Origin of the sequence: Mesorhizobium sp. M8A.F.Ca.ET.207.01.1.1 (assembly GCF_004794715.1) — a bacterium.
GTDB lineage: Bacteria > Pseudomonadota > Alphaproteobacteria > Rhizobiales > Rhizobiaceae > Mesorhizobium.
This window is the reverse complement of record NZ_SRUS01000016.1, coordinates 31,882-57,866: the sequence shown is the minus strand read 5'-3', so window position 1 is coordinate 57,866 and position 25,985 is coordinate 31,882. Positions and strand designations below refer to the sequence as shown.

The window sequence follows — 25,985 nt, the reverse complement described above, 5'->3', positions numbered from 1 at the left end:
AAGGTCTTCCTGCGAGCGCGGAGCAGGCATAGCCGATCCGATCGGGATCGGCGCATCGCAACGACCCAACGGTGTGGTGGAGAAAATTGGATTCGGGAGAGCTCGGTTCCAAGAGGCGGAGTTCCGGCCCGAATACAATCCGCTCGCAAGCACCCACGATGCGCATCCGCAGTTTATTGTCTGGGAGATGGGCTGGATTGCTCGGCGGCGCTGGCGCTAAGGCGGGGCTGTCGCCGGACAATTAGCATTCACTGCCAACAGCCTTGCAACCGTCACCAGTTGCAAGGCTCGGCGGCGGGTCGACAAATCACATGAAATCGTCGTCGGACCCGCTATCGCTGCTGTCGCTATCCTCGGTTTTGTGGAGATAGAGTGGAGGTTTGCCTGCACGCTGCCACTCACCGGCACTGTTCTTCGTCCATTTGTCGGGATGCTGCGTAGGGTCAAGCACCAGGTCGCCATGATCCACTTCAACAAACCCCATCGTCTGCGCGCGCGCTTGTGCTTCCGGATTAGCCGCACGCCAATTCAGCAACGGTCGGTCGCCGTCTATCCGAAGTTGATGCTCCAGCAGAATATCGCCCGCATTTTCGACGAGCGGATGGGCGACTTGAAGATCCACTATGGAAGTGACCTCAGTTCGACCAGGAAATTGTTCCCGCCAACTTTCCGATTCGAACTCGTTCATGCTGAATCCGCCTTCCATTCTCAGCAGTCCGGCACTCCGGTCTCCCAATTGGTAACTGAAATATCGCGCGTGCTCCGTATCTCGACGGATGCCATATTGCTGAGCAACGTCCGCGGTGCGCCTGGCTCGTGACGATACGAACTCCGAATACTCTTGAGGATTGTCGGCGATGTGCGTGATTTCATCACCATGAAATTGCCTCACCTGTCTCCTGAAGGAAGTCCTGTTGATCTCCACCACAGGAGGTCGGGAATTGAGGGAGTATGCTTGGGGAGCCGCCGATGATGAGGCGCCGCTACCTTCCGATCCGGATAAGTGCATTCGGGCAAATGTGTCCGCGAACCCTTCGCTTCCTGCATCCGATTGCTCGCCGGCATTATGCGCGCGGTAACTATCGGATGAGCCACCAATTCGACCATACATGACGATTCGTACTCCTATGTTTCGCAACCGAGCTCAAGTTAGCACGGCTGTTCAACATAGGGCGCTTAGTTGACGACTAGCTGACGAGGGCATTCCAACGGCTGCACCAATCAAATCCGCACTGCCGGCCTCAAAACCTCGGACTGCGCCACGCACCGGCCAGCAGAGGCTGCAAGGTCATGCCCGGAGGACTTGCCGTAGTTGCTGGGTGGCAGATCCGAGGGGAGTGATTGCCCCAGGCCCGCGGTTGCGCGGTTGGCCTGACAGAGACACTGGGGCACGGATGGTCAGCCGACATTTGCCACTAGCATGGAGCCAGGTCAGTTTTGAACTGGGCAGTCGTGGACTTCCAATGACTAGGCCAAGCCTGCGGCAAAGAATGCTTTCGCGACAGGCTGGAAATATTGCATAGGAACCGCGTGGCCGAGTTTTGTAGTGCCTATCAGCTGACGCGCTAAGACATGGTCATGGACGATCGTCAGGCGTAGTGCCCGCGCCTCGCTCAACACATGTGAAACGCGCTCACCTTCGGCACGGCAAACTAAGAACGGCACCCCGGTTTCACCGCGAACGTAACGCAGACCGATCAGGACCGCCCTTCCTGTTAAGACCAGCGTGGCGCGATGCACGCCAAGCGCAGGCTCGTCGGCCGCCTCCTCGCGGATGCGACGCTGTTCACCTTTCAACTCTGGCGCTCCTTGCTGATCCTTCGACTCGCGCGTCACTTCGGTATTGGTCATGCGCATTTCGCGCAGATACAACGCGCGCTGGAGCAGAAGATCGATCAGTCCGCCGACCAGCAGTGCGCCGGCGCCAATTCCCATCAGCAATTTTGTCTCCATAAAGATGAGGCCAACACAGCCCATGCCGCAGATCGGCAGAGGGACCATTGTCTTCCACATCCCGAGAAGGACAATGGAAAAGGTTGCGCTGAGAACCAATACCTTGAACATGGTCTTGCAGACTTCGACCATGGAACGAGCAGACCCCAAGCGCTTCAGCCCTTCAAAGGGGTCAATTTTCTTAAAGCTGAGCTTCATCGGCTCCAGAGAGAAGACAAATCCACCATTGGCTAGCAGGCTGGCCAAAATCACCGCGGCGACAAGGGTTCCAAGCAGCGGGCCAACAGCCGCGACTGTGAGTTGGACGAGCACAACCAATGCCTGCGGCACCGCGGTATCGAAAGGTAGGCTCTGCAACTTGGTGGCTAATAGGAGCGCTTCCCGGCATTTGTCCTCGATCACGCTGCCTCTTAGCCAAAGGTAGCCGAGCCCAGCGCAAGTCCCGACCGCGCGGACGAAATCGGAGCTACGTGGCAGCTGTCCTTTTTTGCGCGCTTCACTTAACTTCTTCGGGCTGGCGGCGTGTGTCTTCTCTTCACTTGTGTCGCTCATGGCAGCAATTTGTCGAACCACTCCAGCACGCCGTTGGCACGTGTGACCTCCAGTTTCATGCTCTCCACCAGATAGGCAGCGTAGGTGACCATGAGAACTGGAAAGACAATGTTCTTGATTGCCGGAGACAGTTGGCTCGCCTTAAATTGCGGGGCAAAGCGACGCAGCAGCATCATCGATATATCAATCAGTATCAGGAAGAACACGACAGGCCCCGATACCAATAATGCCGTGCGCATTATGCTGTCGAGAAGCCCCAACAACTCCATTGCTCCTGGCCCGCTCAGTGTCGGGTGAAACTGATACACCGGCCAGATCAAGTAGCTGCGGTACAGGACACTGATCAAAGTTTCCAGGCCTCCTGATCCGACGAATATGGCAATCGCAGTGATCCCCAGAAAAACGCCCATCGCGGAAGCCTGACTGTTCGTCGCGGGATCGGCCGAAGCGGTCGGGCTGCTGATGCCGCGTTGGTTGTCGATAAGCTCCCCGGCAGCCTGAAGGCCCCAAAGCGGAATGCCAAGAAAAGTGCCAAGGAGTACACCGACAAAAACTTCCTTGAATCCGAGCAGGGTTAGCTGGATCAGGCGCGTATCAGGATCCAGCGCCGGCAATCCGCCGCTGACGTGTGCCAGGCATGGTAGTGCGAAGCCAACAGCCAAACAGCCCCGGATCAGCCCACTGATCTGCGAGCGTGTGAATACGGGAAAGATCAGCATGATGCCCATCGCGCGGGCTGCCCCAAGACCTGCCGCAACGACGAGTTCGAAAGCCGTCTGGATCAGAATTTGAATATCGGCCGATGGCGCGTCCATGGGGCGGACTAGTAGCTAAGTGTCATTGCGGGAAACTCGGTGAAGATCTGATCGGCTAGCTCTATGAGCGGGGCGCTTAGCACAGGAGCAAACAGCCCAATCACCGCGACAACGACCAGAAGCTTCACGGTGAGCGGCAAGCTTTCATCCTGGATCTGCGTCGCCGCCTGGAGGATGCCGATGACGAGGCCGACAACCACTGATGCAATGAGCGGCGGTAGAATCCAGATCATGAAAACCACCAGTGATTGGCTCATAAGAGTAATGATGCTGGATTCAGTGATGATCAGCCTCCCGGTAACGTATAACTCAGCACAAGCCCATGCATCAATTTTGACCAACCATCAATGGCAACAAACAAGAAGATCTTGAACGGGACAGATATAACAGTTGGTGAGACCATCGACATACCCATTGCCATCAAGATAGTTGTCACTATCAGATCTATAACAATAAAAGGCAGATAAAGTAGAAATCCTATCTCAAATCCGCGCTTCAATTCTGATAGCAAGAAAGATGGTACAAGTATTGCAAAGTCATCAGGCGTGGCTGCAGCGTGCATTTCCTCTGGCCAGACCTTTTCTGTCGAAGATAGGAAAAATCGCCGCTGCTCTTCATTTGTGAATTTCTTGAGATGCTCGCGCAAGGGCTCACTTCCGGCTTTAGCGGCGCTTACCCAGTCGTCGAATGTCTGATAGTGGAGCTTGGGATCCGACATGCGGTCATAGGTCTGCTCAGCAACGGGCGCACTAACGAACATAGTGAGGATCATCGCCGCGGCGTACAGCACCACATTGGGTGGTATGGTCTGGGTCCCGAGCGCATTGCGGACGAGGAAAAGAACAATTGATACCTTTACAAAGGCCGTTGTCGTGGCAACTGCTAAAACCAGCAGACCGAGTCCGGCGGTAACCGCAAGAAGCGCCAGGATTGTCGGCTGAGCTTCACTCATTGCATGCAAACCCGCCACGGAGCCTGATGCCCAGCTCTTCTCCGATGCGGACAATGTCGCCACGCCCGATACGCTGACCATTGGCCACTATGTCGACCGGGCCGTCGATCGGCCATCCAAGTTCAAAAATATGCCCTTCGCCGGCACTTCTTAATTCCCCAAGAGAAATAGGCCAGCGGCCGCATTCAAAGACAAGCACGATCTCGACATCGTCGAGATCCTTAGTAAGCTCCAGTTGCGATCCGGGTTGTGTCATATGCGCACTCTCCAAAGGACACGGTCGCGGGCGGAAAGGCCCCCGCAAGATTAATTCATCGCCGTCAAGATCCGCCTCGGCGCACAACTGGCCGACAGCTAGGGTGATCTGGCCGCGGCCGAACGGCGCAATATCGGGCAACAATGCATCACCGACACATGCGCTTCGAAGAAGCGCCGCAGGAAGGCGAAGCGTGCCGACCTCTCCTGCAACAATGAGCGGGAGCTCTGGAGGCAGCCCGCCCAGCTGCCGCGGCAACTGGGCAAGCAGTTCGCCTAGCGCGCGAAACGCAGGCGGTACTAAGCCGTCAAGTGGCGTGAACAGGAATAGACGGCCCTTGCCCTTGACCGCGCCGAAAATGATGTCGAGTTCAAGATGAGGAGCCAGCATCGTGGCTTCGCATACCCGCACGAGTTGCACGTTCAGACGCGTCGTCTCCTCCAGTCGAGTGACAAGCGGCTCCAGAGCGAGTTCGAGAATTAGCGAAGCAGTTGGCTCGGAAGGGAAGGCCAAGCCGTTCTGCACTGTCGTGATGAACTCCTCTACGAGCGGGCGCGACAGTGACAAGATGACCGTTTCGGCTCCCACTCTCCAGACGCAGTCAAGCATCGGAATGGCAGCAGGTTCCTGCTGCCAGACAAGCCCTGCCGTTCGCACCGATAGCGGCACCTCGTTGATCCGGCTTTGAAACGGCGTGCGCGGCGCTGCTGTATCATTGAGCCACGAGACAACCGTGTGGGACAGTTTCAGAACTGGTTCGAACATGGCGGGTGTGACCGCAGCGCCTATCAAAGACTGCACGGTCGTGTCATTCGGACGACCTCTTGCGACCGTCGGATCCGGTTGCGCGGCATTTAGGCAAGCGACCCCCTCGCATATTTCAGCAGTATCTCATCGTCGGCCTCGATCTCGGCTGCGGCCTCCGAATGAGTCTCGACGGCGCGCCGCACGTCGTCCTCGATTTGTTGCCATTTGTCCCTTGCCGCCGAACATATGACCCATAGCTCCCTCGTCCTGGACGCCGCCATCTCAGCCTCCTCTTGAGCGATTTGGGTATCATCAAGCATCTGCCGTCTGGAATTGATCTCAGCGGCAAGTTGTTCAGTGTGAAGGCGGTGACGGTCGAGCGCTGCGCTAGACAAGTTGTCGAGTGACATCAGATGCTGATAGAGCGCTGCTTCTTTTCTTGAACAATGTTGCTGTATCATTGCAAGCTCCCTAGAGGCATTTTGTACGGCTGAGGCGGCCACATCGCGCTGGGCTTCCTTCTTGGACAGCTCGCCAAGGGCACGACGCTCTTGCATTTCCTTCAGAAGCCGTATACTCGAAGACTGAATCCAGTTTACGCGGTCAGACGCGACATCCATGCGACCGTCTCCTCGAAATCTGACGCGTCATCTTCGCTCTGGCGCAGAAACTCCCTCAGTTCGTCGATTGACGCGACAGCCCGGTCAGTCAGGGGATCTCCACCTGGCTTGTATTCGCCAACATTGATCAAGAACTCGGTCTCGGCATAGCGCGACAGGAGCTCGCGGAAAATGGATGCTGCCTTGCGATGTGTCCCCGAAACGACTGCATCCATGACGCGGCTGCGACTCTGCAGCACATCAATAGCGGGGAAATGCGATCGCGCCGCAATAGCGCGTGAGAGGATGACATGGCCATCGAGAATACCACGCGATTCCTCGGCGATTGGATCACCCGTGCCATCACCCTCTACAAGCACCGTATAGAAGGCCGTGATTGAGCCCCGCTCACCCATGCCGGCGCGCTCGAGCAGGCCTGGCAGCATGCCAAAAACGGAAGGAGGAAAGCCCCGTCGCGTCGGCGGCTCACCCGCAGCAAGGCCTATTTCGCGCATAGCGCGGCAGAAGCGCGTCAGCGAATCCAGCATGAGAGCAACGCGTAGGCCTTGATCGCGGAAATATTCCGCGAGCGCAGTCGCCATTGGAGCGCATTGCGCACGCTCTACCGCCGAGCGGTCGGATGTTTCAACCACGACGACCGTACGGAGAAGGCCCTCTTCACCAAGATTCCTTTCGATGAATTCACGAACTTCCCGTCCACGTTCGCCTATGAGCGCCACTATGACGACGTCAGCGGCGGCACCCTTTACGATCTGTGACAACAGCGTCGACTTGCCACCACCTGGCTCGCCATAAATCCCGATCCGCTGGCCCTCGCCGCACGTTAGCAGACCATCGAGGACACGGACCCCAAGCGGGAATGGCCGCTCAATCATGCGCCTCGTCATCGGATTGGGGGCTCTGCCATGCAGGGGCCGAGTTTCGACGGTCTTGATTTCGCCTTTGCCGTCCAATGGGCGGCAACGACTGTCGATCACGCGACCGAGCAAATCGCCGCCGACGGGCACCTCACGCATTCGGCCAGTGGCCACGACCTCTGCGCGGCTGGATAGGCCCACCAAGTCCCCGATCGGTGTCAGCAATACACCATCACCCGACAGGCCGATCACCTCGGCCTCGAGCGACAGCCCGGTTCGCGGGTCCTCTAGGAGGCAAAGTTCCCCAATACGAGTGTCTGGCAAGACGGCATGAACCAGTGTGCCGATAGCCCGCGTGATCCGACCGCGCACCGCACGCGTGTCAATTCGCTTGGCCGCAGCCCTCAAAGACGAGATTGCTGGAACGAGAGCTCGAGTGTCGGCGTCAGCGTTATGTTCTGGGACGGGCTTTCTCATAGCTCGCCTTTCTCACAGAGCGTCCCGAAACCAAGGCGCAGCGCGCGCATCTGGGCGTCAAGTCCAAGGTCAACATTGCCGTACTCGCTCCACAGCACGCAGCGTTGCGGCGACAATGTCGGGTCGGGCTCGATCCGCACCCTTGGTCGACCATCCTGGCCGTCGCATCGAGCAAACTCTCGTGCAAGCATGTCGACTTGCATGGGAGAAACATGAAGGCAAACGTCGGCGCCGCTGTATTGACACTCTATGGCGTGACGAACAGCCCTCACCAATAGCTCGCCCGGATCGAAAGCGCCGATAAGATCGCTCAATATTTCCATCACGAGCTGCGGCAATTCCTGCTCCAGAGCCGCCTTTCGTCGCGCGATTTCGGAGATTGTCTCCGCAATCAACCCTGCCATCTCCTCGGTGCCTGCATTCGAGCCCTCCATGTGGCCGCGCGCCCACGCCCGCTGGTAAACCGCGCGTGCCCAGTTTCGAACGCGCTGCCGATGCCGTTCTGCCGCGGCAAGGGCTTGCGCGGCGCTGTGCCAGGTTTCGAGCTCGCTCGCGGGTATCAGTGGTCCGACTGGACGCATCTGCGGCGCTATTGGCCCCTCGGAAAGTTCGACTGTCATTTCACCGGGGTCTCTGTCTCAAAATGAGCTACTACAAGTGAAAGCAATTGGCCGGCGGCGGTCCAATGCTCAGGTGCTGGAGTCTCCGCGGCAGTCCCCTCGGGCAATCGAAGAAGCACGCGGTTACGCTCGGTCGCTGAACTGTCCTGGAGCCAAGCTCCAAGACATGCGTGTCCATCGTATTCGATTTGCTGAGCGAGTTTTTCTGGGTCCGAGATCAGTCTTTTGTCAACAGCATGCAGCAGGTGTCGGATTCCGAATGCGTGTGCATCCACGCCGATGCGTTTAACAAGGATGGCAAGCTCAGGCTGAGAGACAAACGCGACCAGCGAACGGGCATGCCAGATACTACCAGCAAGAAGGGCCGCTCGATATGGATCATGCCCGCGTAGAAGGTCCGGCCTGCAGCCGATGTGGTTCAGATCCACGTCATCGTTGCCCAGCAATTCTGCCAGCCTTGGATGCAGTCTGGAACACTTCTGCAACTTCACTAACGTTTCGGCCGATAACGCTGGATCAAGACGCGCCGCAAGACGGGTTGGATGGGCCGAAGCCGCAAGCTCGCTCGCGCCCGGAAAGTGCGGACCATCAGGTCGGGCGGTCTGTATAGGCATTGGCAATGAGATGTCACCCACGTCCAATTGCAGGCATTCTTTTGCGAATGGCCTCGACAGCAGAAGCATCCCGGCGCCCCTCGACCTTGGAAACGCCGGTTGATTGCTTGCGCCGACGCGTAACAACGCCGATCAAGAGATAACAGGCCACGGCGAATACGGCTGCGGCAAAACCTGTTACGGTCGCCAGAAGTGGCGCAGGAAGAGGTAGTGATGCTTGTGGCAAAACAGCAGTCGGATCGGGCCGTTGCTCGTGTGCGGACCGTTCTACCGGCACCAAAACCACTTCCACCTTATCGTAGGACAGGCCTTCGATGCTGTCGGCTACAAGCATCTTTATCTTTGGCAGCAGAGCCGCGACATTTGTTTTTGCGTCGTGCCTGATAAACACCGAGGCCGAGGATGGCGTGGCACCGGCTCGCACAAGGTCGTTATGCGGCAGCACGACGTGAACACGTACAGAAAAAACGCCATCGATATCGCTGATCGTCCGCGACAACTCTTCGCTCAGGGCATACACGTAACGGGCACGCTCTTCGGTCGGCGAGGCAATCAGGCCTGATCCTTGGAATATCTCACCGAGGTTCTTGAAGGATTGGCGCGGCAGCCCCTTGGCGTTCAGAAGGTTGATTGAGAAGGCGAGCAGCTTTTCGTCAACCTGGATCGTGCTGGTTCCATCCTTGGCGACCACCCGGATCGCGGCGACCCCGTTGTCTTCAAGAAGTGCGAGCATTTCATTTGCCTCACGCTCTTGCAATTGCGTGTAGAGGTCGGCTTTGCAAGCAGTGAGGGCGACGAGAACTGGCAGCATGACAAGCCTAACCGACCGCCACCCTGACAGGCCACGCATGATTTCGCCCTCGGCCAAGCCAATCATGCGCGCGGTTCAGCCTTCCTTCAAAAGTTTATTCACGGATGATGTGACGCCGCTGACGCCTTTGGAGATAAGCGCCACCTGGGTGACGCCGTTGTAAACATCCCGAAGACCAGCCATCATCGTTTCGAAGTCTTGCCCTTGTTGGGGAATGCCCGAGATTCCGGTTCCCGCCTCACCTGGAACGGGAAGCTTCTGCGCCGGTCCCGGTAGAGCGCCCTTCGAAAGGGCTATGTCATGGTCGAGCGCGGGGAAGGAAACAGTGTTGTGTGGATATAGGGAGGAAATCGTCTGCAACACGCGATCGCCCATGCCGCTCGTCGGCGCAGCCGCGCGCTGAACATCCATCGCCGCAGCAACTGGCGCCGCACTCGCTGGCCCCGCGGCGGCATCGTTTTTCAGCGAGTCGGCTGCATGCCCTAAGGCGCGCTCAAACTGGGCCTGCTCGACAATCGACGGTGATCCGACCCTGGGGAGGCCAGCCGTTAGAGTGGCAGAGATCGACGTGACAGGCATCATCATGTAAGGACTCGGTTGCTCTCTCTGACCGGGCGAGCCCCGCCCATTCATCACCCGGTGTCGGCGCAACACTCCTAGGGGGGCAAGCTGACAACAAGCTGACTAACGGCGGCGTCATTTCGACAATCTAAAATCTCTTCGGCAATTTAGTCACTTGTGATGATTTCAGCGTTTGGTTTATCAGTGCGACATGCCGAGAACGCTTATCCAACCCGTCACCCTGCATGTTTTGAGACTTCTTTGTGCCGGGTTTTTTCTGTCCACCGGGATTCACCCGGCGCATGCAGTCCCGCTGTCCCTTCCGGCCACACCCTATAGATACACGGTTCTGGATCAGGAGCTCGCTGCAGCGTTGCAGGAATTCGGCAACAACCTGAATATCAGGGTCAACATCAGTCCTGCGGTGAAGGGGCGAATTCGCGGACGTATGCCTGATTTGCCACCGCGCGCGTTCCTCGACCGCTTGACGAACCTTTACGGTCTACAATGGTACTATGACGGCCTTGTGCTCTATGTGTCTGCTGCACAAGAATCGCAAACTCGAATGCTTTTGATGACGTCGATTCGCTTCGATGCGTTCAAGGGGGCTCTCGACAAGCTTGATATCTCCGACGAGCGCTATGTGGTCAAACCCGTGCCAGGCAATGGCCTCGTCTTCGTTTCCGGTCCACCGCGCTTCGTCGCACTCGTGGAGCAGACCTTTAACGGCTTGGTGGCGCAGGCGCAGGCGCAGACTCACATAGCGGCAACGCCAAAGGAATCAGTGCTGATCTTGTTTCGCGGCTCCTCCACTACGGTCGTTCGCGACGGACGACCGGATGCTTCTTATTCTTCTGACATCCCACAACAGGATAGCGTTGGCGGGAAGCCTGAGCTGGGCAAGAAATGAACATTGAGGATTTCCCGCAGCTCTGAAGAACATGACTGCGGCTACCCCTTTGTGAACTCTTCGCAAACTCGTCAGTTTCTCGAAAGCTAATCCGCTCATGATGAGTCCCGGCAGCTCTCGCGGTGACTCCGGCCATTGTGTTGGACCGAACCTTGGAGCCGGCCCGGAACACAGCAATTGAAGGCAGGGCAGGCGCATTCGTGACCTGCCGACGCTTGGAATTGTCGAATTTTGTGAAACGCAAGGGATCTTCTGTCGGGGTCTCTTGTGGGGATTTCAACGTCACGTCTGAGGATGCATAATGTCGGCCAGTAATCTTTCAACTTTCTACCGCTCAAATTCGCTACAGTCCGCAAGGGGTTGGCCGGGCCTGAAAGTTTCCCATTTTGCGACCCAGCATCAGCAAAGTGCATCGTGCTTCGAAGCGATGCTGTCCACTTGTGTGCTGGCAGACAAGCCCGGCTCTTTCGCGCAAGGGGATCTGCCAGCGTCGAATCTTGATTCGACAATGGATAAATTGCGGCAGGACCCTTTGGGCCATCTGGCACCGGATGTCTTGACATTGAATGGCTTGGAGCAACACCCACTGGATCTGCTGCCGCCAAATATGAGGGCGGCTCTCAAGGAGGACCAATCGCAACGCTCCAAGGCGACTGAAGCCCAACATCTGCTCGGCGTCACTCCGAAGATCGAGCCGGCTCCCAGGCCGAGCCCCGGAATCACGTGGAACGGTGGGTCGCTGACCACGGCTGAGTTGCAGATTGTTGCGGTACTCAACCGTCACAAGGACCAATGCCCGCTTACTTGGAAGTCGTTGACCGACAAAGCCAATGATCCCTCTACGCCACCGGATCTGAAAGCGGCGATCCAGGGACTGCAGCAGGATTCGGGACTTTTTTATGCGATTGGCTCGCAGGGCGACGGCCGCTGTGGAGGCAAGATCAACGCCAAGGACTTGGCCGGATTTTCAAACCACCACCCACAAGTTGCTGCATTTCAGGAAGCCCAAGCGCGAAGCTACGAGCAGAACTACATACCATCCGACGGCAGCGGAGGTTTGCAGCCTTCGGTCATGACCTTGAGCGATGCCTTGCGGGAGTTTTACCGGTACTCCGAAAATCTGTCCAAGGACCTGAGTCTGGATGAGTTCAAGAAAATGGTCGGCGGCGAATCGAAAAACGGCAAATTTCCGCCCCAGGTCATTGCGGCGGCGCAATATTTCCTCGATCACCCCGATGCTTGGAACCAGTTGTGCGGTGGCTCGAAAGGGAAGATGCACAAAGAGGATTTCCTGCAAGTCGCCTCATCGTCGATGAGCCTCACGCAAACTGAGCTGAATACGGTCGAGATGATCAAGGACCATCAGGACACGTTCTTTGGAAGCGGTGTTCTGACTCGCGACAAACTGGCGAAAATGAAAGACGACAAGAGCCTTGATCCGAAAGTGCGGGAAGCAGCCTCTCAGCTCCTTTCAGATCCTCTTTTGTTTGGCCTCCTGAACAATTCGATCACGGGCTATAAGACCCATCATAAATTCTTCGACTTTGGCGGCGGGCATACGGTTGATTCCGGCAATATCAGCAAAAAAGACTTTGCCCATTTTTGCACAAACATGTCGTCTGCGAACCGCAACGTTCAGCAGCCAATCACCCACGGCGCCCAAACCGCAGAAGAGCAGAATGCCGTCGCGGACATGAAGATGGGCCTGATGGACCAGCCTGACATTAAGTCAGCCAAAAAGAACGGCGGGGCCGTCATGCACGTCGTCGACTCCGTGCTCAAAATCGAGACGAAAGTGCTCGACTTGGCGGCAACGGCGGTGGGACTGCTCAGCTTCATTCCGGGCCTCGGACAAGTAGCCGATCTTGCCTCGATGGTTCTCGAGGCTGAGTCGCAAGCAGCCAATCTCCTGCGTACGGCCATTAACGGAGGCGATATGAAGCGAGCGCTGGAGGAAGCTGGCCTCAATATGGCCGCGCAGGCGATCGGCCTTATCGCAGGCCCCGAGGTCAAGCTGGCCATTCGAAATGGGCTCGTAAAGCACCTGATGGAAGAGGCCTTGGCGGCAGGCATTGATCTTTCGGTCTCGACGGCGCAGGACTACGCAGAAGGCTATGTGAATAACCTCAAAGCGCGCCTTGCAGGCGGCCCTGAGCAAAGCCTAGGCCTTCCGAGCATGCCATCATTCCAGAGTGTGGCAAGCAATGTGCCCTTCGTCGGCATTGCCTTATCCTAGCCGTCGCCTTGCGCGGAAGCTTTGGCTCGCGCGCTGACATAAGGGTCATTGTGGCACAAGCAGGGGTTCATCCGCATCAACGCAAGCGGTGTTCCTGACGCCATCTGGATCGGACTGTGAGGGGGATGTCCGAAGTCTGTGAAGACTTCGGTATATGACGACTTCAGAGTTACGCTGAGCCCAGCCATCTCGAGCCGGTGCGCCGGGTCGAGGTTTTCACGGGCGCCGGCCGGTAGCGGGAATGGTCTCCGGAAGGCACGGCGCGGATGGTGGCGGAGCGGCGCAGCCGAAGGAACGGCTGTCGCGCGCCCAGGGCGGCCTCCCGAACAGCAGACGATGATCTCCTGCCTTGGGCCTATATCCTCGTGCCACGCTCAAGGCAGTCGGCTGAAAACAGCGCTGATTTAAAACAGCATTATCCTGCACTGCACCCTCGATCCTTGCGCTCACCGATCGCTCGTCGACACGCACGCGGTCAAGTCGTTATCGGCGCTATGCCGATGGGCTTCGAGAGCAAGGTGGACGCTGAGCGGTGCGTCAGCCTCAGGGCGCGGCTGGCCAGCTTTGGGTCTCACGCTCTATGACGGCAACACCCGGCTGATCCACTTGGCCTGTTCGCGGGCTCCCGGCAGCGGCGCGGAAGCCACGGTCCGCCTTCCTCGGCTTCAGGCCAAAGATACCGCAGCATGCTCCAGAGCTATGTCTGCCGCCTTCGCCCCATCGTCGCTGGTCATGTGGAAAGGACAAGCAGGCTACGCACCCTATAATCCCGTCGGGCAGGATTCGACAGTCGACGGCGAGACATTCGCCAAACCTCCCCCTTGATTCTCAGCAACGTTAAAAAAAATTCACATAATGTTCGTGAGTGTAGTCTCCTGTCAGGTGGTACATTAGCCCCAATATCTGGCGTCTTAGTCGTAGAAAGGACTGTGATCTATCTTCCATTAGCATCCATACCAGCGGATTTACAGCAAATGACGAGAGAGGTCTCATGCGGATTGATGGGGATAGAAGGGCTAGCGGCTTGCTGCATCCCGTCCGGGTTGATGCTAACCAATGTTGACACTGGTAAATCGCCTAAGGACGGCAGCGCATCTTGATCGCCTTCGAATCCTGGGCCTTTGCGCGCATGCGGATCTAACCGTCGGCGAGCTGGCCGATATTACCGGTCTGCCTCGCGAGCAGGTTCGACGCCACGTTCGGCGGCTGGTCAGAGCCAACTTTCTTTGCTGCAACGAACAACGTCCGCAGTCTTCGTACCATATGCAAGCAGGAGGCAAGGATGGCGAGCTGGCTCAATTGGTGGTCGATCTCCTGCCCCACGATGATGGCCATCATAAAAGAGACCTACAACGCCTGGAAGCAATACAAGACGCGCGGTTGAAGGGACCGCCTGCTTGATCGTGAAATAGATCAGTCCAAATGGAGCGCGACTACCATGGATAACTCCGCCGGCGGCGCCATCGCGCAGCCCGACACTTACGGGCGGCCTCACTTAGCCGCCGTCGACTCCCGCGTTCACGAACTGCTTCTAAGACAGGAGCGTCAGGAGCGGACAACTCTCAAACTGATCGCCTCCGAGAACTTTGCCTCCTCGGCGGTGTTGGAAGCGACCGGGTCGATTTTCACCAACAAGTATGCCGAGGGATACCCCGGTGCGCGCTACTACGCCGGAAACGAGATCGTCGATGAGCTTGAGACCCTCGCGATCGAGCGCCTGAAAGCGCTATTTGGCAGTGAACATGCCAACGTCCAGCCTTATTCAGGCTCGCCAGCCAACCAGGCTGTCTATCGCGCGCTTTTGAGCCCCCGTGACAAAGTCATGGGCTTGCCTTTACCCGAAGGCGGCCATCTGACTCACGGTTGGTCCGTCAATTTTTCCGGCAGCGATTATCAGCGCGTCCCGTACAGGCTGCACGAAAAGACACAGCAAATTGACTATGACCACTTGCGCGAGACCGCCAAGCGGGAACGCCCGAAGCTAATTTGGGTCGGCGGAACTGCTTATCCGCGTATTTTTGACTACGCGGCAATGGCCGAAATTGCTTCGGAGGTGAACTCGTATCTGGTGGCTGACATCGCCCACATCTGCGGCCTGGTTGTCGCAGGAGTGCATCCGAACCCCGTGTCCCATTGCGATGTGGTCACCAGCACCTCTCACAAGTCGATCCGCGGTCCCCGGGGTGGCTTCATTTTATCAAGGAATGAAGACCGTTATCAGCCCCTCCATCATCCGAAGAGCAAACACAATCTGGCCAAATGTATAGACCGCGCCGTGTTCCCTCTTCTGCAAGGCGGACCGCATATGAATACTATCGCCGCGCTTGCCGTCGCTTTGCAGGAAGCAGCGAACTCGTCCTTTCGTGTCTACGGTCAGCAGATCGTCCACAACGCCAAGGCTCTGGCCCAGGCACTTCTGGAGCGAGGTTATGAACTCGTCACCGGGGGCACTGACAATCACATGCTGATCCTTGATCTTCGGGACCGGTCGCTGTCAGGCAAAGCCTATGCGGAGCGCTTATCGCGTGCAGGCATCATTGCGAATTTCAATATGGTCCCGGGCGACCGGCGGCATCCGGCGCTGACAAGCGGCATCCGCTTAGGGACACCAGCGGTGACGTCCATGGGCATGCGCGAAACGGAGATGGTGCAGATCGCCGCTTTCATCGACTCGGTCTGCCGCCAGCCCGATGACCAGGAAGTTCATGCGAGCGTACGAAGAGACGTTGCCGACTTCTGCACTGCGTTCGATGTTCCCGGCATCCCCGACCGATAAGCCACCCCAATCCAGAAACTCCTCACTAACTCCAGCACTTGAAGCGAGGGCATTTTTATGACCAGGCAGTTCGTGTTCTCTTCCGAATCCGTCGGCGCGGGACACCCCGATAAGATGGCAGACAACATCTCCGATGCCATTCTCGATGCGGTCCTGCGCACCGATCCGAAGGCGCGCGTCGCCTGTGAAGTGTTGGTGAAGACGGGGATGGTCGTTGTGGCTGGCGAGATCACCAGCCATGCCCACATCGATTACAGCCAAGTCGCCCGCGATACGATACTCGATATTGGCTACGACGATGATGCGATTGGCTTTGATGGTCGACGTTGCGCCGTCGTTCTGGCCCTCACCGAGCAGTCGCCCGACATAAGCCAGGGCGTTGATGAAGGACGAGGGCAGGATCTCGGGCAAGGGGCAGGGGATCAGGGCATCATGTTTGGATTCGCATGCAACGAGACGGATACATTGATGCCCCTGCCGATCCAACTCGCTCACCATTTGACGAAAAGACAGGCCGAGGTCCGGAAAGCGGGACAGCTTGGCTGGCTGCGTCCGGACGTGAAATCTCAAGTGTCGGTACGCTACGAAGGGCTCCGCCCGGTGGCGCTGGATACCATAGTCCTGTCAACGCAGCATGACGAAGCGGTCTCACAAGCCACGGTCCGCGAAGGCGTCATTGAGGAGATCATAAAACCGGTCCTGCCGGCCCACCTGGATACTTCGGGGATCAGATTTCTGGTCAACCCAACAGGGCGGTTCGTGGTCGGTGGGCCTGCCGGCGACTGCGGCCTCACAGGACGGAAGATCATCGTCGATTCCTACGGTGGGACCGGGCGTCACGGCGGCGGTGCCTTTTCGGGCAAGGACCCATCCAAGGTTGACCGCTCGGCGGCCTATGCCGCCCGGTATGTCGCGAAGAACATCGTTGCCAGCGGCCTTGCGGAGGTCTGCGAGGTTCAGCTTGCCTACGCGATCGGCGTGGCCAGTCCGGTTTCTGTCATGGTCAATACCTTCGGAACCGCAAGGATCGAGGAAAAAAGGATCGAGCGCCTTGTTCTCGAGGTTTTCAATCTCCGACCGAAAGGCATCATCAAGATGCTTGATCTCTTACGGCCGATATACCGCAAGACGGCGACATACGGACACTTCGGGCGTGAAGAGCCTGAGTTCACTTGGGAGAAGACGGACAAAGCTGACGATTTGCTGCGTGAAGCCGGACCGGCAGCTGCGTGAGGGCGGCTGGATCAAGCGCATGCGGCAACCCATTTCAACTCGCGAGACCACGCCCGGCCGGCGTGGCAAGAAGCCGGCTCGGGTTTTGGCGGAGATTTTGATGCCGGATTATGACGTGCTTTGCATCGGCAATGCCATTGTCGACATCATCGCCCAGTGCGACGAGGAATTCCTCGAGACCAACGGCATCATCAAGGGCGCGATGAACCTCATCGACACACAGCGCGCCGAACTGCTCTACAGCCGCATGGGGCCGGCGATCGAGGCGTCCGGCGGCAGCGCCGGCAACACGGCGGCCGGCGTCGCCAGCTTCGGCGGCCGCGCGGCCTTCTTCGGCAAGGTCTCCAACGATGCGCTGGGCGAAATCTACGCCCACGACATCCATGCGCAGGGCGTCGCCTTCGGCACCACGCCGCTCAAGGGTGAGCCGCCGACGGCGCGCTCGATGATCTTCGTCACGCCCGACGGCGAGCGCTCGATGAACACCTATCTCGGCGCCTGCGTCGAGCTTGGCCCTGAGGATGTCGAAGCCGACAAGGCGTCCGGCGCCAAGGTCACCTATTTCGAAGGCTATCTGTGGGACCCGCCGCGCGCCAAGGAGGCAATCCGCCAGACGGCGAAGCTGGCGCACGCGGCAGGCCGAGAAGTGTCGATGACGCTGTCGGATTCGTTCTGCGTCGACCGCTACCGCGACGAATTCCTCGACCTGGTGCGCTCGGGCACGGTCGACATCGTCTTTGCCAACAGCCACGAGATCAAGTCGCTCTACCAGACATCGTCGTTCGACGAGGCGCTGGCCCAGATCCGCAAGGATTGCCGGATCGCCGCCGTCACCCGCTCGGAAAAAGGCTCGGTGATCGTGCGCGGCGACGAGACCGTGGTGATCAAGGCGACCGCCATCAAGGAACTGGTCGACACGACGGGCGCCGGCGATCTCTATGCCGCCGGCTTCCTGCATGGCTACACGCAAGGCCGCGACCTGCAGACTTGCGGCGACCTTGGCTCACTGGCAGCCGGATTGGTGATCCAGCAGATCGGCCCCAGGCCCCGTCAGAATTTGCGCCGCGAGGCTGAGCAGGCGGGGCTGACCATTCCGGACGTTCAAACGAGTTAGTGGCCTACCTTCCCGTTGTGCAGGCTATCTCGCCAGAAGCGCAATCACGGAATAGGGAAATCCTGATGTCGAACATGATGAAGGCGCTTGTGAAGGCCAAGGCCGAACCGGGCATCTGGATGGAAGAGGTGCCGGTGCCGGAAATCGGCCCCAACGACGTGCTGATCAAGATCAAGAAGACGGCGATCTGCGGCACCGACGTGCACATCTACAATTGGGACCAGTGGGCGCAGAAGACGGTGCCGGTGCCGATGGTGACGGGCCATGAATTCGTCGGCACCGTTGCCGATTTCGGCGCAGCGGTCACCGAATACAAGGTCGGCCAGCGTGTATCGGGCGAAGGCCACATCGTCTGCGGCCATTGCCGCAACTGTCGCGCCGGGCGAGGGCATCTGTGCCGCAACACGCTCGGCGTCGGCGTCAACCGTCCAGGCGCCTTCGGCGAGTATCTGGCGATCCCGCAGCACAATGTCGTGCCGATCCCCGACGATGTGCCCGATGAGATTGCCGCGATCTTCGATCCCTTGGGCAATGCCGTCCACACCGCATTGTCCTTCGATCTGGTCGGCGAGGACGTGCTGGTGACTGGCGCCGGGCCGATCGGCATCATGGGCGCGCTCGTCGCCCAATGCGTCGGCGCGCGCAAAGTGGTCATCACCGACATCAACCCGCTGCGGCTGGCGCTAGCCAAGAAACTCGGCGTCCAGCATGTCGTCGACGCCTCGAAGGAGAAGCTGCGCGACGTCATGCCGGTGCTCGGCATGACCGAGGGGTTCGACGTCGGCCTCGAAATGTCAGGCGCCACCCCCGCTTTCCGCGACATGATCGACACCATGAACAATGGCGGCAAGATCGCCATTCTGGGCATCGCGCCGACCGGCTTCGAGATCGACTGGAACAAGGTCATCTTCAAGATGCTGCATCTCAAAGGCATCTACGGCCGCGAGATGTTCGAAACCTGGTACAAGATGATCGCGCTTGTGCAGGGTCCGCTGGATGTCTCCGGCCTGATCACCCACCGCATCGGCATCGACGATTTTCAGATCGGTTTCGATGCGATGAAGAGCGGCAGTTCCGGCAAGGTGGTGATGGACTGGTAGGGATTGCCTTGGCCGCTATTCAGGAAAAGCTGACGACAGCACCTCTGGTCCGCCGGACATTTTCCAACTAGGGGAACATGGCTGGGTGGAGAGCTATGGCTCCGCTACGTGCGCTCGCTAATCATATACGGCGACGTATCGCGGCCCACCCGGTGACGGTCGATGGGGCAATTCGCTTCAGTCGATGACGGAAACCCGGTGAACCGATGCTGAGGCCCCGACGCGATCGTCTATTTCCTATGATCTGCGATTGAGGTCGAGGTGTTGCCGCTTTCAGCGGGTAAGATGCGATAGACGACTTCCGGTACCCTTCCGGTCAGCGAAAAGGAAGGCAACGAGCCGCATTGCCTCAAGCAAAATGTTACCAATAGTGTCCTGTTCCAAAGGGGATGGACAGGTCGTGCCATTCCGGTTCGGGGGAAGGATGGCGCGGCTCAGCATGGCGACACGGTGAAGCGGCGATCGTGGAGCTTTATTGCGGCGTTGACAAGCGGCGCATTCTGGATGAGTTCGAGGCGGTAACCGGCTATTATTCGCAAGCGCGCGATCCGTCTTATGAACCGTCGTGAGCAGAGGCCGTCTGCGGGCAAGAGCCGCAGCCGCTGTTACGGCAGCGATGTCCGCGACGCGCTCATCGTGTTGTGGGAGGATTCGGAGCGGCTGGGTCCGCATCGACGCTCGCGGCGGCCAGCGCCGCCGGGCAGGAATGAGTTCGCAGTTCGCCGCTCGGTGCCAGCCCGCACCTTCGGCGATTGGAAAGATCCGCCGCCCGGCTTTGTTGAGCGCATTCGGGCACGTCTTCGTCAGGGAGCTTCGTGCAGACGATGGTGCTGACCGGATTGCCGCCGGCTGGACCGATTGCATTCCGCTCCGCACGCGCGACAGCGGCAATGTGATCATGGCGATCAAGCAGGCCCGCTCCCGGTTTCGCTGACCCTGTGCTGCTGTTTGCCGGCATCCGCCCGCACAGGAAGAGCTTGTAAAAGCGGTCGGTGCGGAAATCGAGGAGCCGTTGGTCGTCGATCTTCAGCCTGAACGCGGTCGTTTGCTGGTGCCGCAAATCGGCTGTTGCATGTACATCCCTGTCAGACGTCAGTTTTCCTCGCCTATTTTGGTGTCGAGCGCGAAGTGCTCCAACCAGATTGCAAGGCTTTTTGGAAATGAGAGCGGCTTTGCGCAGGGCGCTCCGTTGTTGAGCATTCAAGCTACCAAGCCAATGACGCGCAGGTTCCACCAGGCTCGCCAGCCTTGAAGGACAGCGAAAAAAGCAGAGCACGACAGACACAACAGTGCATCAGGACGCCGCAGTCGTTGAAGATGGTGCGCTGCATCCATACCGTGGATGCATTCGATCCAAATAATCGATTTGTTCAATCAGTTTCTCGAAAGCTAACCCTACCCTCTGTGGGAATCGGGCTCTGAGCCGCGACGCTGCCTTGCGAGCGCAGGGGCTGCACGTAGGAGAGATGATGCAACGAGAAATCGCACGCGGGTTGCTGGCCTCGTGGGTTCGCCGACCGGCGTATTTGAGCCCGTCAGTTGGTCCTCACCCGCGCCTATTGCCACCGAGCGACTTGCATGTCCCTCCGACTCGGACCAGTTCCGAGAGCTGCGACGAGTTGCGCGCCGTGTGCTCCGATCAGATGGCCGCCGGTGACGCGTTCGATGGGCCGTCCCTCTTCGAGAGGAGATGAAATGCGAACGCTGCTCGTGGATCATCATGCGGATCTTGCGCGCGCCATGCGACTTGCGCTCGGGGATGGCGGCTTCGTCGTTGATGTCGTTGGTACTCTGGAACTGGCTTCGAGTGCATTTTCTTGCGCCAGCTATGAAATTCTCCTGCTGGAATTGGCTCTGCCAGATGGCGATGGCTTGGGTTGGCTGAGGCAGTTGAGGACCCACGGGCATTCAGTTCCTGCCGTCATTATGAGCAGCCTTAACGATCTCGATAAGCGAATTGCGATCTTCAACGGTGGTGCGGACGACTTTCTGCTCAAACCCATCTCTACCGATGAGCTTATTGCCAGAATGAGAGCCATTCTGCGCCGGGCGACACAGATGACCGACCTGAGGCTCGTATTTGGCAATCTCGACTTTGATCCGGTCGCCCGCCAGGTTTTCGTTGATGGGCACCCAATGATGATCGCACGTCGCGAACTCTGTATTCTAGAGCACCTGCTTAACCGGGCAGGCCGCATCGTGCCCCGTGCGCAATTGGAAGATCACCTCTATTCATTCAACGACGACGTGTCTGCCAACGCGCTTGAAGTCGGAATTTATCGTTTACGGGGACATCTGACCAGATCAGGTGCAACGCCACGGATCAAGACCATCCGAGGCATTGGTTACATCCTAGAATTGACTGACGCCTCGTCCGCATAGTTTGTCGAATCGAAAGAAGATCTATTTTGCTGATCCTTCAACATCCTTGCGCTGCGCTCAATTGGCGGGCGATCGCCAACAAGGTTACAAGACCTGCAGTGCCCCGTTACCTGGGCCATCTCCTCTGCGCGCTTATTGTGACTTTCCCACTTGGTGTCGCGGCGCAAAACAAGCAGGACAAAGGCCCGCCGCATGCGGCTTCGAATAGCATCAACGCCACGCTGACCCTTTCCTCTTCGCTCGGGGAGACCGTTCATCTGCCCGGGCCAGCCACGACCATCTTTGTTGCTGACCCCACGATCGCGGATTTTCAGGCGCCATCGAGCAAAACAATCTTCGTCTTTGGCAAGAAATCGGGGCGGACCAGCCTATTCGCCTTGGATGGCAATGGCGAGCCTCTCGCCGAATTGCGTATCGTTGTCACGCAACCGATCGGGGATTTACGCGCCATGTTGCGGGAGCAGGTCGGCGACTATCCCATCCGCGTCAACTATACGCCGCGCGGCGCAATCCTTAGCGGGACGGCGCCCGACGCAGAGGTCGCCGACACCGCAAAAAGAGTCACTGAGCAATATCTGGGCGACGGAGCGCAAGTCGTCAACAACATCAAGGTCGCTGGATCCCTGCAAGTTAACCTCAGCGTGCGCGTAGCCGAAGTCTCACGCAGCGCCATGAAGTCACTCGGCGTCAACTTGTCCGCCTTCGGTCAAATCGGCAATTTCAAAGTGGGCGTTCTAAGCGGAAGCGCTGCAAGCGCTGGGTCTGGTTCAACCCAGGGTGGCGGTACAGCAGAAATCGGATTCGACAACGGTGCCGTCAACGTCAGCGCGGTTCTCGACGCGCTCGCCAAGGAGCATATAGCTTCCGTCCTGGCTGAGCCGAACCTCACCGCTATGTCGGGTGAAAAGGCCAGCTTTCTCGCGGGCGGCGAATTTCCCATTCCTGTCCTGCAGGAAAACAGGCAGGTATCGGTTGAATTCCGTCACTTCGGCGTCAGTCTGGAATTTGTGCCGACAGTTCTCAGCAACAATCAAATCAACATTCACGTAACGCCCGAAGTCAGTGAACTGTCGACGCAAGGTGCCGTGCAAATCAACGGAATTTCCGTGCCGGCAGTTTCCACGCGCCGAGCCGATACGGTCGTCGAACTCGCCAGCGGCCAGAGCTTCGCAATCGGCGGTCTAATCAGGCGGAACGTCAACAATGATGTCAGGGCCTTTCCCTGGCTCGGAGAACTGGCGATCCTGGGACCGCTTTTTCGCTCGACCTCGTTTCAAAAAGAGGAGTCAGAACTGGTCATTCTAGTTACGCCTTACATTGTAAGACCAGGCTCCAACCCAAACCAGATGAGCGCACCGACCGAGCGGGCGGCACCGGCTTTGAACGGAGGGGGCGCTCCGACGAATTCCGTGACAAGTCCCCCGCGAGACCGCGCTGCTATCCGTGCGGGCGCGCCAAGCGCCCAAGGCGGTCTCGGCTTCATCATCGAATAGTGTCATCCAAAGATGTTGCGTTTTATAATCCTCTTTGTCGCTCTGGCACCAAGCGTAAGTGGCTGCACAAGCACTACGCCAGTTGATGTCGAACCATCGGCACCAATGCTTGTCCGAGAGGAGACCACCGTCCTGACGTTGCAAAGCCTGCGCGCTTCCGAACGGCAGCGTTTGCGTGTTTTCCTAGACAAGGCCAGTCGCGGCCGGTTTGATGCCATCCACCTCCTCATCAGCGGTTCGCCCCAGCTCAGCGCAGGGGTAGCCCATCAGGCCAGGCAGTTGGCAATCGAAGAAGACAACATTCAATTGCGCGATCAACACGACGCCGGCTCAGTGCGAATTGAGGCGATTGTCTATCACGCCCGTCCGCCGGTCTGTCCCTCATATGGTGCCTTACCCAATGAAGAATCCTTCAAACAGCCGCTTGGTTGTTCGACAGGACATAACCTGGCCGTGATGGTCAACGATCCGCGCGATCTGCTCGACAATCAGGCCGTCAAGGCCGGCGATGGCGATCGTGCTTCTGTACCAGTTGCAACTTACAGAACATTCGGGACGGATAAAGGTGGCTGATACCGCCCTTATCTCGGCAGCACTCCTACCGGAGATTGAAAGCTTCCAATCGCGTCCTGATCTAAAATAAAAGGAACCGCTGGATGCAATATAGGCGCTATATCGAGGGCCTTAGGGCCGTTGCTGTACTTCCGGTCGTACTCTTTCATTTCGGAATTTCGGCGATCCCGGGTGGCTTTAGCGGGGTCGATATCTTCCTCGTCATCTCCGGCTACCTAACCAGCGGAAGCCTCCTGGATGACCTTGAACGCGGCCAATTTTCCATCGTCAACTTCTACTGGCGCCGTGCCCGGCGCATTCTGCCGGCGCTCGTCTTTGTGATGCTTCTCACCTGCATTGCGGCATTGTTCATTCTTCTGCCACCGGATCTGCGCGGATTCAGTCTTAGCATCATAGCTACCTCGACCTTCTGGTCGAACGTTTTCTTCTGGAAAACGTCAAGTTACTTCTCTATCGATGCCGCGCTTCTACCACTGTTGCACACCTGGCCGCTTTCCGTAGCGGAGCAGTACCACATCTTCGCACCAATCCTGATGTTCCTAATCTATCGCTACATCGGGAAGCGCTGGCTGACGACACTTCTTCCGATAATTCTCTGCAGCTTCGTAGTGGCGGTGATGGCGACATCGCTGGCACCCACCGCCGGATTCTATCTGCTGCCGACCCGAATCTGGGAACTCATGTTGGGCGCCCTGCTCATGCTCAAATGCCCCTCGCCGCTGGGCAACCGATTCCTGATGGAGTCGGTGGGGGTGGCCGGATTTGGCCTTCTCGCCATCGGGTTCTTCGCGATTTCGGCGAGTGATCCGTTCCCAGGCTACAACGCCTTGTATCCATGCATCGGAACGGCCCTTCTGATCTATGTTGGCCAAAATACCCCCTCGACGGTCGCCACCCGCATGCTCGAAGTCCGGCCGCTGGTCTGGATTGGGCTCATCTCGTATTCGTTGTATCTTGTTCACTGGCCTCTCAATGCGTTCGCGCACTATCTTTCGTTCCAAAAACTCGATCCGTTGATGACCGGTGCGATGTTGGTGGCAAGCCTCGCATTGGCTGCATTCTCCTGGAAGTTTGTAGAGCAGCCGTTTCGACAGAAGAGGGCCTTCACCTCCCCGGGGCCTATCTTCGCCTTTTCAGCGCTCGCGATCGTTGTCCTTTGTGCCGGCGGAGCGGCGGGGGCGCTCGGCAACGGCTTTCCGCAACGGTTTCCGGACTATGTCCAGCGGCGCATTTCCGTCGGGGACTGGAGGAATGGCATCTGTTTCAACGAGGGCACCAGCCGGATCGAAAGCTGGAATATGGAGGATTGCACGCGCACCAGCGGTTTTCCAACAACGGTTTTTTTGTGGGGCGACTCCTTCGCCGCGCACTATGTTTCCGGCTTGGGTGCTAACATAAATCGATTGCAGGCGAACATCGTTGAATATACGTACGCCAGCTGCGCGCCGATACTCTATTACTACCCTTACGATCGTCTTGATTGTGTCCGGTTCAATCGCAAGGCCTTGGACGTCATCTTGGAAGCGGACATCAAGACGGTTATCCTCAGCGGTAGATGGAGTGACTATGAGGTCAGAGGTTTCGACGGTCTTCAGCAAACAATCGCTACGCTTCGTGCCCTGGGCGTGCGCGTGTTTGTCATCGGCCAGTCTCCGCAGTTCCCAACTGACGTCCGGAGAATTGCGTTCTTCGCCAAGCGCCAAAATCTGGACGATACATCCTGGCCGATCGCGATGGACCCCGACATCAACGAACGTGTGCGCTCATTTACCAAAGGCGCCACATTCATCGATCCGCTGAAATTCCTGTGCAGCGCAGGACGCTGCGCCTATTCCGATAGAGGAGAGTTTTTATATTTCGACTATGGTCATTTCTCTTCAGCCGGCGCCACACTGGCAATCTCGAAATACTGGCCGGCTTTTGGCAAAGACAATGCTCTTCCTAAGACGAAGTAGCGGCTCAGCGGCTGACAAGCACCAGTGCGGGTCCCAGTGATAGCTCCTGCTTCCGCAGCAGCCGCGACGATGGAGCTGTTCAGGTTTAAGGCCCCCCGATAGTGACCTAGGATGGGTGCTGCCACGCGGCTCGGACTCAGCGTGCATTATCACGTAAATGTTGAGAGAATGAATGGCGCCGCGAAGGGCAATTCCAGCCGTCCAAAGCGACAGGCGTGTCGCGGCCTCGACATTGCAGTGGCGCTTACCTAACACGGCCTCACACTGCCCTCTAAACGGCCCCGAATTTGAACTGACGGCCCCTGGCCGGTTCATCGGGCAGGTCAAGGGCTAGGTGTAGTACACAGGGCTCATAACTTTCAGTTTCTAGTTGGTACG

Annotated in this window: 23 protein-coding genes and 1 pseudogene; 12 read left to right on the top strand and 12 right to left on the bottom strand. The window is 58.0% G+C overall.

The window, feature by feature from the left end; translation table 11 throughout:
* Positions 1-307 precede the first annotated feature (307 nt).
* The 12 genes from EN850_RS31320 to EN850_RS31265 form a co-directional block, all read right to left on the bottom strand.
* Positions 308-1,111 carry a hypothetical protein gene (locus EN850_RS31320; RefSeq protein ID WP_024505378.1) on the bottom strand — a complete coding sequence of 268 codons (804 nt, stop codon included), beginning with the start codon at positions 1,109-1,111 and terminating at the stop codon, positions 308-310.
* Between the two features lie 356 nt (positions 1,112-1,467).
* Positions 1,468-2,505, bottom strand: a complete 1,038-nt coding sequence (locus EN850_RS31315; protein WP_024505377.1) for an EscU/YscU/HrcU family type III secretion system export apparatus switch protein — start codon at positions 2,503-2,505, stop codon at positions 1,468-1,470.
* Positions 2,502-3,320, bottom strand: coding sequence for a type III secretion system export apparatus subunit SctT (gene sctT / locus EN850_RS31310; RefSeq protein ID WP_063169270.1), 819 nt, complete (start codon positions 3,318-3,320; stop codon positions 2,502-2,504). The genes EN850_RS31315 and sctT overlap by 4 nt, the downstream gene beginning before the upstream one ends.
* Positions 3,321-3,328: 8 nt before the next feature.
* On the bottom strand, positions 3,329-3,604 hold the full coding sequence (locus EN850_RS31305; protein ID WP_024505375.1) for an EscS/YscS/HrcS family type III secretion system export apparatus protein: 276 nt from the start codon (positions 3,602-3,604) through the stop codon (positions 3,329-3,331).
* A 2-nt stretch (positions 3,605-3,606) separates the two neighbouring features.
* Complete coding sequence (gene sctR / locus EN850_RS31300; protein ID WP_029354851.1) at positions 3,607-4,272, bottom strand: type III secretion system export apparatus subunit SctR; 666 nt, start codon at positions 4,270-4,272, stop codon at positions 3,607-3,609.
* On the bottom strand, positions 4,265-5,293 hold the full coding sequence (gene sctQ / locus EN850_RS31295) for a type III secretion system cytoplasmic ring protein SctQ (protein WP_095769044.1): 1,029 nt from the start codon (positions 5,291-5,293) through the stop codon (positions 4,265-4,267). The genes sctR and sctQ overlap by 8 nt, the downstream gene beginning before the upstream one ends.
* Positions 5,294-5,382: 89 nt before the next feature.
* The gene (locus EN850_RS31290; RefSeq protein ID WP_063169269.1) at positions 5,383-5,895 is read right to left on the bottom strand and encodes a hypothetical protein; all 513 of its coding nucleotides are present in this window, start codon (positions 5,893-5,895) and stop codon (positions 5,383-5,385) included.
* Positions 5,871-7,229 carry a type III secretion system ATPase SctN gene (sctN, locus tag EN850_RS31285; RefSeq protein ID WP_024505372.1) on the bottom strand — a complete coding sequence of 453 codons (1,359 nt, stop codon included), beginning with the start codon at positions 7,227-7,229 and terminating at the stop codon, positions 5,871-5,873. The genes EN850_RS31290 and sctN overlap by 25 nt, the downstream gene beginning before the upstream one ends.
* Complete coding sequence (gene sctL, locus EN850_RS31280) at positions 7,226-7,849, bottom strand: type III secretion system stator protein SctL (protein WP_024505371.1); 624 nt, start codon at positions 7,847-7,849, stop codon at positions 7,226-7,228. Before sctL ends, sctN begins: the two co-directional genes overlap by 4 nt.
* A complete protein-coding gene (locus tag EN850_RS31275; RefSeq protein WP_281033888.1) occupies positions 7,846-8,532 on the bottom strand; it encodes a nodulation protein NolU in 687 nt (228 codons plus the stop codon). Before EN850_RS31275 ends, sctL begins: the two co-directional genes overlap by 4 nt.
* Positions 8,477-9,313: a type III secretion inner membrane ring lipoprotein SctJ gene (gene sctJ, locus EN850_RS31270; protein ID WP_272483026.1), complete on the bottom strand. Its 837-nt coding sequence runs from the start codon at positions 9,311-9,313 to the stop codon at positions 8,477-8,479. The genes EN850_RS31275 and sctJ overlap by 56 nt, the downstream gene beginning before the upstream one ends.
* A 36-nt stretch (positions 9,314-9,349) precedes the next feature.
* Positions 9,350-9,859 (bottom strand): nodulation protein NolB, encoded by a 510-nt coding sequence (locus EN850_RS31265; protein ID WP_024505368.1) that lies wholly within the window; start codon positions 9,857-9,859, stop codon positions 9,350-9,352.
* Positions 9,860-10,046: 187 nt separating this feature from the next.
* On the opposite strand from EN850_RS31265, the gene EN850_RS31260 reads away from it, so the two are divergent.
* The 12 genes and pseudogenes from EN850_RS31260 to EN850_RS31205 all read left to right on the top strand — a co-directional run bounded on the left by EN850_RS31260 (position 10,047) and on the right by EN850_RS31205 (position 25,607).
* The gene (locus EN850_RS31260) at positions 10,047-10,745 is read left to right on the top strand and encodes a secretin N-terminal domain-containing protein (RefSeq protein WP_024505367.1); all 699 of its coding nucleotides are present in this window, start codon (positions 10,047-10,049) and stop codon (positions 10,743-10,745) included.
* A gap of 301 nt (positions 10,746-11,046) precedes the next feature.
* Positions 11,047-12,981: an HrpF/NolX family T3SS translocon protein gene (locus EN850_RS31255; RefSeq protein ID WP_024505366.1), complete on the top strand. Its 1,935-nt coding sequence runs from the start codon at positions 11,047-11,049 to the stop codon at positions 12,979-12,981.
* A gap of 1,056 nt (positions 12,982-14,037) precedes the next feature.
* The gene (locus EN850_RS31250) at positions 14,038-14,382 is read left to right on the top strand and encodes a helix-turn-helix domain-containing protein (RefSeq protein ID WP_082826567.1); all 345 of its coding nucleotides are present in this window, start codon (positions 14,038-14,040) and stop codon (positions 14,380-14,382) included.
* Positions 14,383-14,419: 37 nt separating this feature from the next.
* A complete protein-coding gene (gene glyA / locus EN850_RS31245) occupies positions 14,420-15,757 on the top strand; it encodes a serine hydroxymethyltransferase (RefSeq protein ID WP_136092850.1) in 1,338 nt (445 codons plus the stop codon).
* 57 nt (positions 15,758-15,814) lie between these two features.
* Positions 15,815-16,990, top strand: a complete 1,176-nt coding sequence (gene metK / locus EN850_RS31240) for a methionine adenosyltransferase (RefSeq protein ID WP_063169265.1) — start codon at positions 15,815-15,817, stop codon at positions 16,988-16,990.
* A 100-nt stretch (positions 16,991-17,090) separates the two neighbouring features.
* Entirely contained in the window at positions 17,091-18,104 is a 1,014-nt protein-coding gene (locus EN850_RS31235) for an adenosine kinase (RefSeq protein WP_063170366.1), read from the top strand.
* A 65-nt stretch (positions 18,105-18,169) separates the two neighbouring features.
* The gene (gene tdh, locus EN850_RS31230; protein WP_127309475.1) at positions 18,170-19,204 is read left to right on the top strand and encodes an L-threonine 3-dehydrogenase; all 1,035 of its coding nucleotides are present in this window, start codon (positions 18,170-18,172) and stop codon (positions 19,202-19,204) included.
* A gap of 714 nt (positions 19,205-19,918) precedes the next feature.
* A pseudogene (locus tag EN850_RS37425) lies at positions 19,919-20,087 on the top strand (transposase); the annotation flags it as partial.
* A gap of 812 nt (positions 20,088-20,899) precedes the next feature.
* Positions 20,900-21,586, top strand: coding sequence for a response regulator transcription factor (locus EN850_RS31220; protein ID WP_024505585.1), 687 nt, complete (start codon positions 20,900-20,902; stop codon positions 21,584-21,586).
* 71 nt (positions 21,587-21,657) lie between these two features.
* On the top strand, positions 21,658-23,079 hold the full coding sequence (locus EN850_RS31215) for a type II and III secretion system protein family protein (RefSeq protein ID WP_063170365.1): 1,422 nt from the start codon (positions 21,658-21,660) through the stop codon (positions 23,077-23,079).
* Positions 23,080-23,091: 12 nt separating this feature from the next.
* Positions 23,092-23,652, top strand: a complete 561-nt coding sequence (locus EN850_RS31210) for a CpaD family pilus assembly lipoprotein (RefSeq protein ID WP_063169261.1) — start codon at positions 23,092-23,094, stop codon at positions 23,650-23,652.
* An 83-nt stretch (positions 23,653-23,735) separates the two neighbouring features.
* Positions 23,736-25,607 carry an acyltransferase family protein gene (locus EN850_RS31205; RefSeq protein ID WP_127309476.1) on the top strand — a complete coding sequence of 624 codons (1,872 nt, stop codon included), beginning with the start codon at positions 23,736-23,738 and terminating at the stop codon, positions 25,605-25,607.
* The last annotated feature ends 378 nt before the right edge of the window (positions 25,608-25,985 follow it).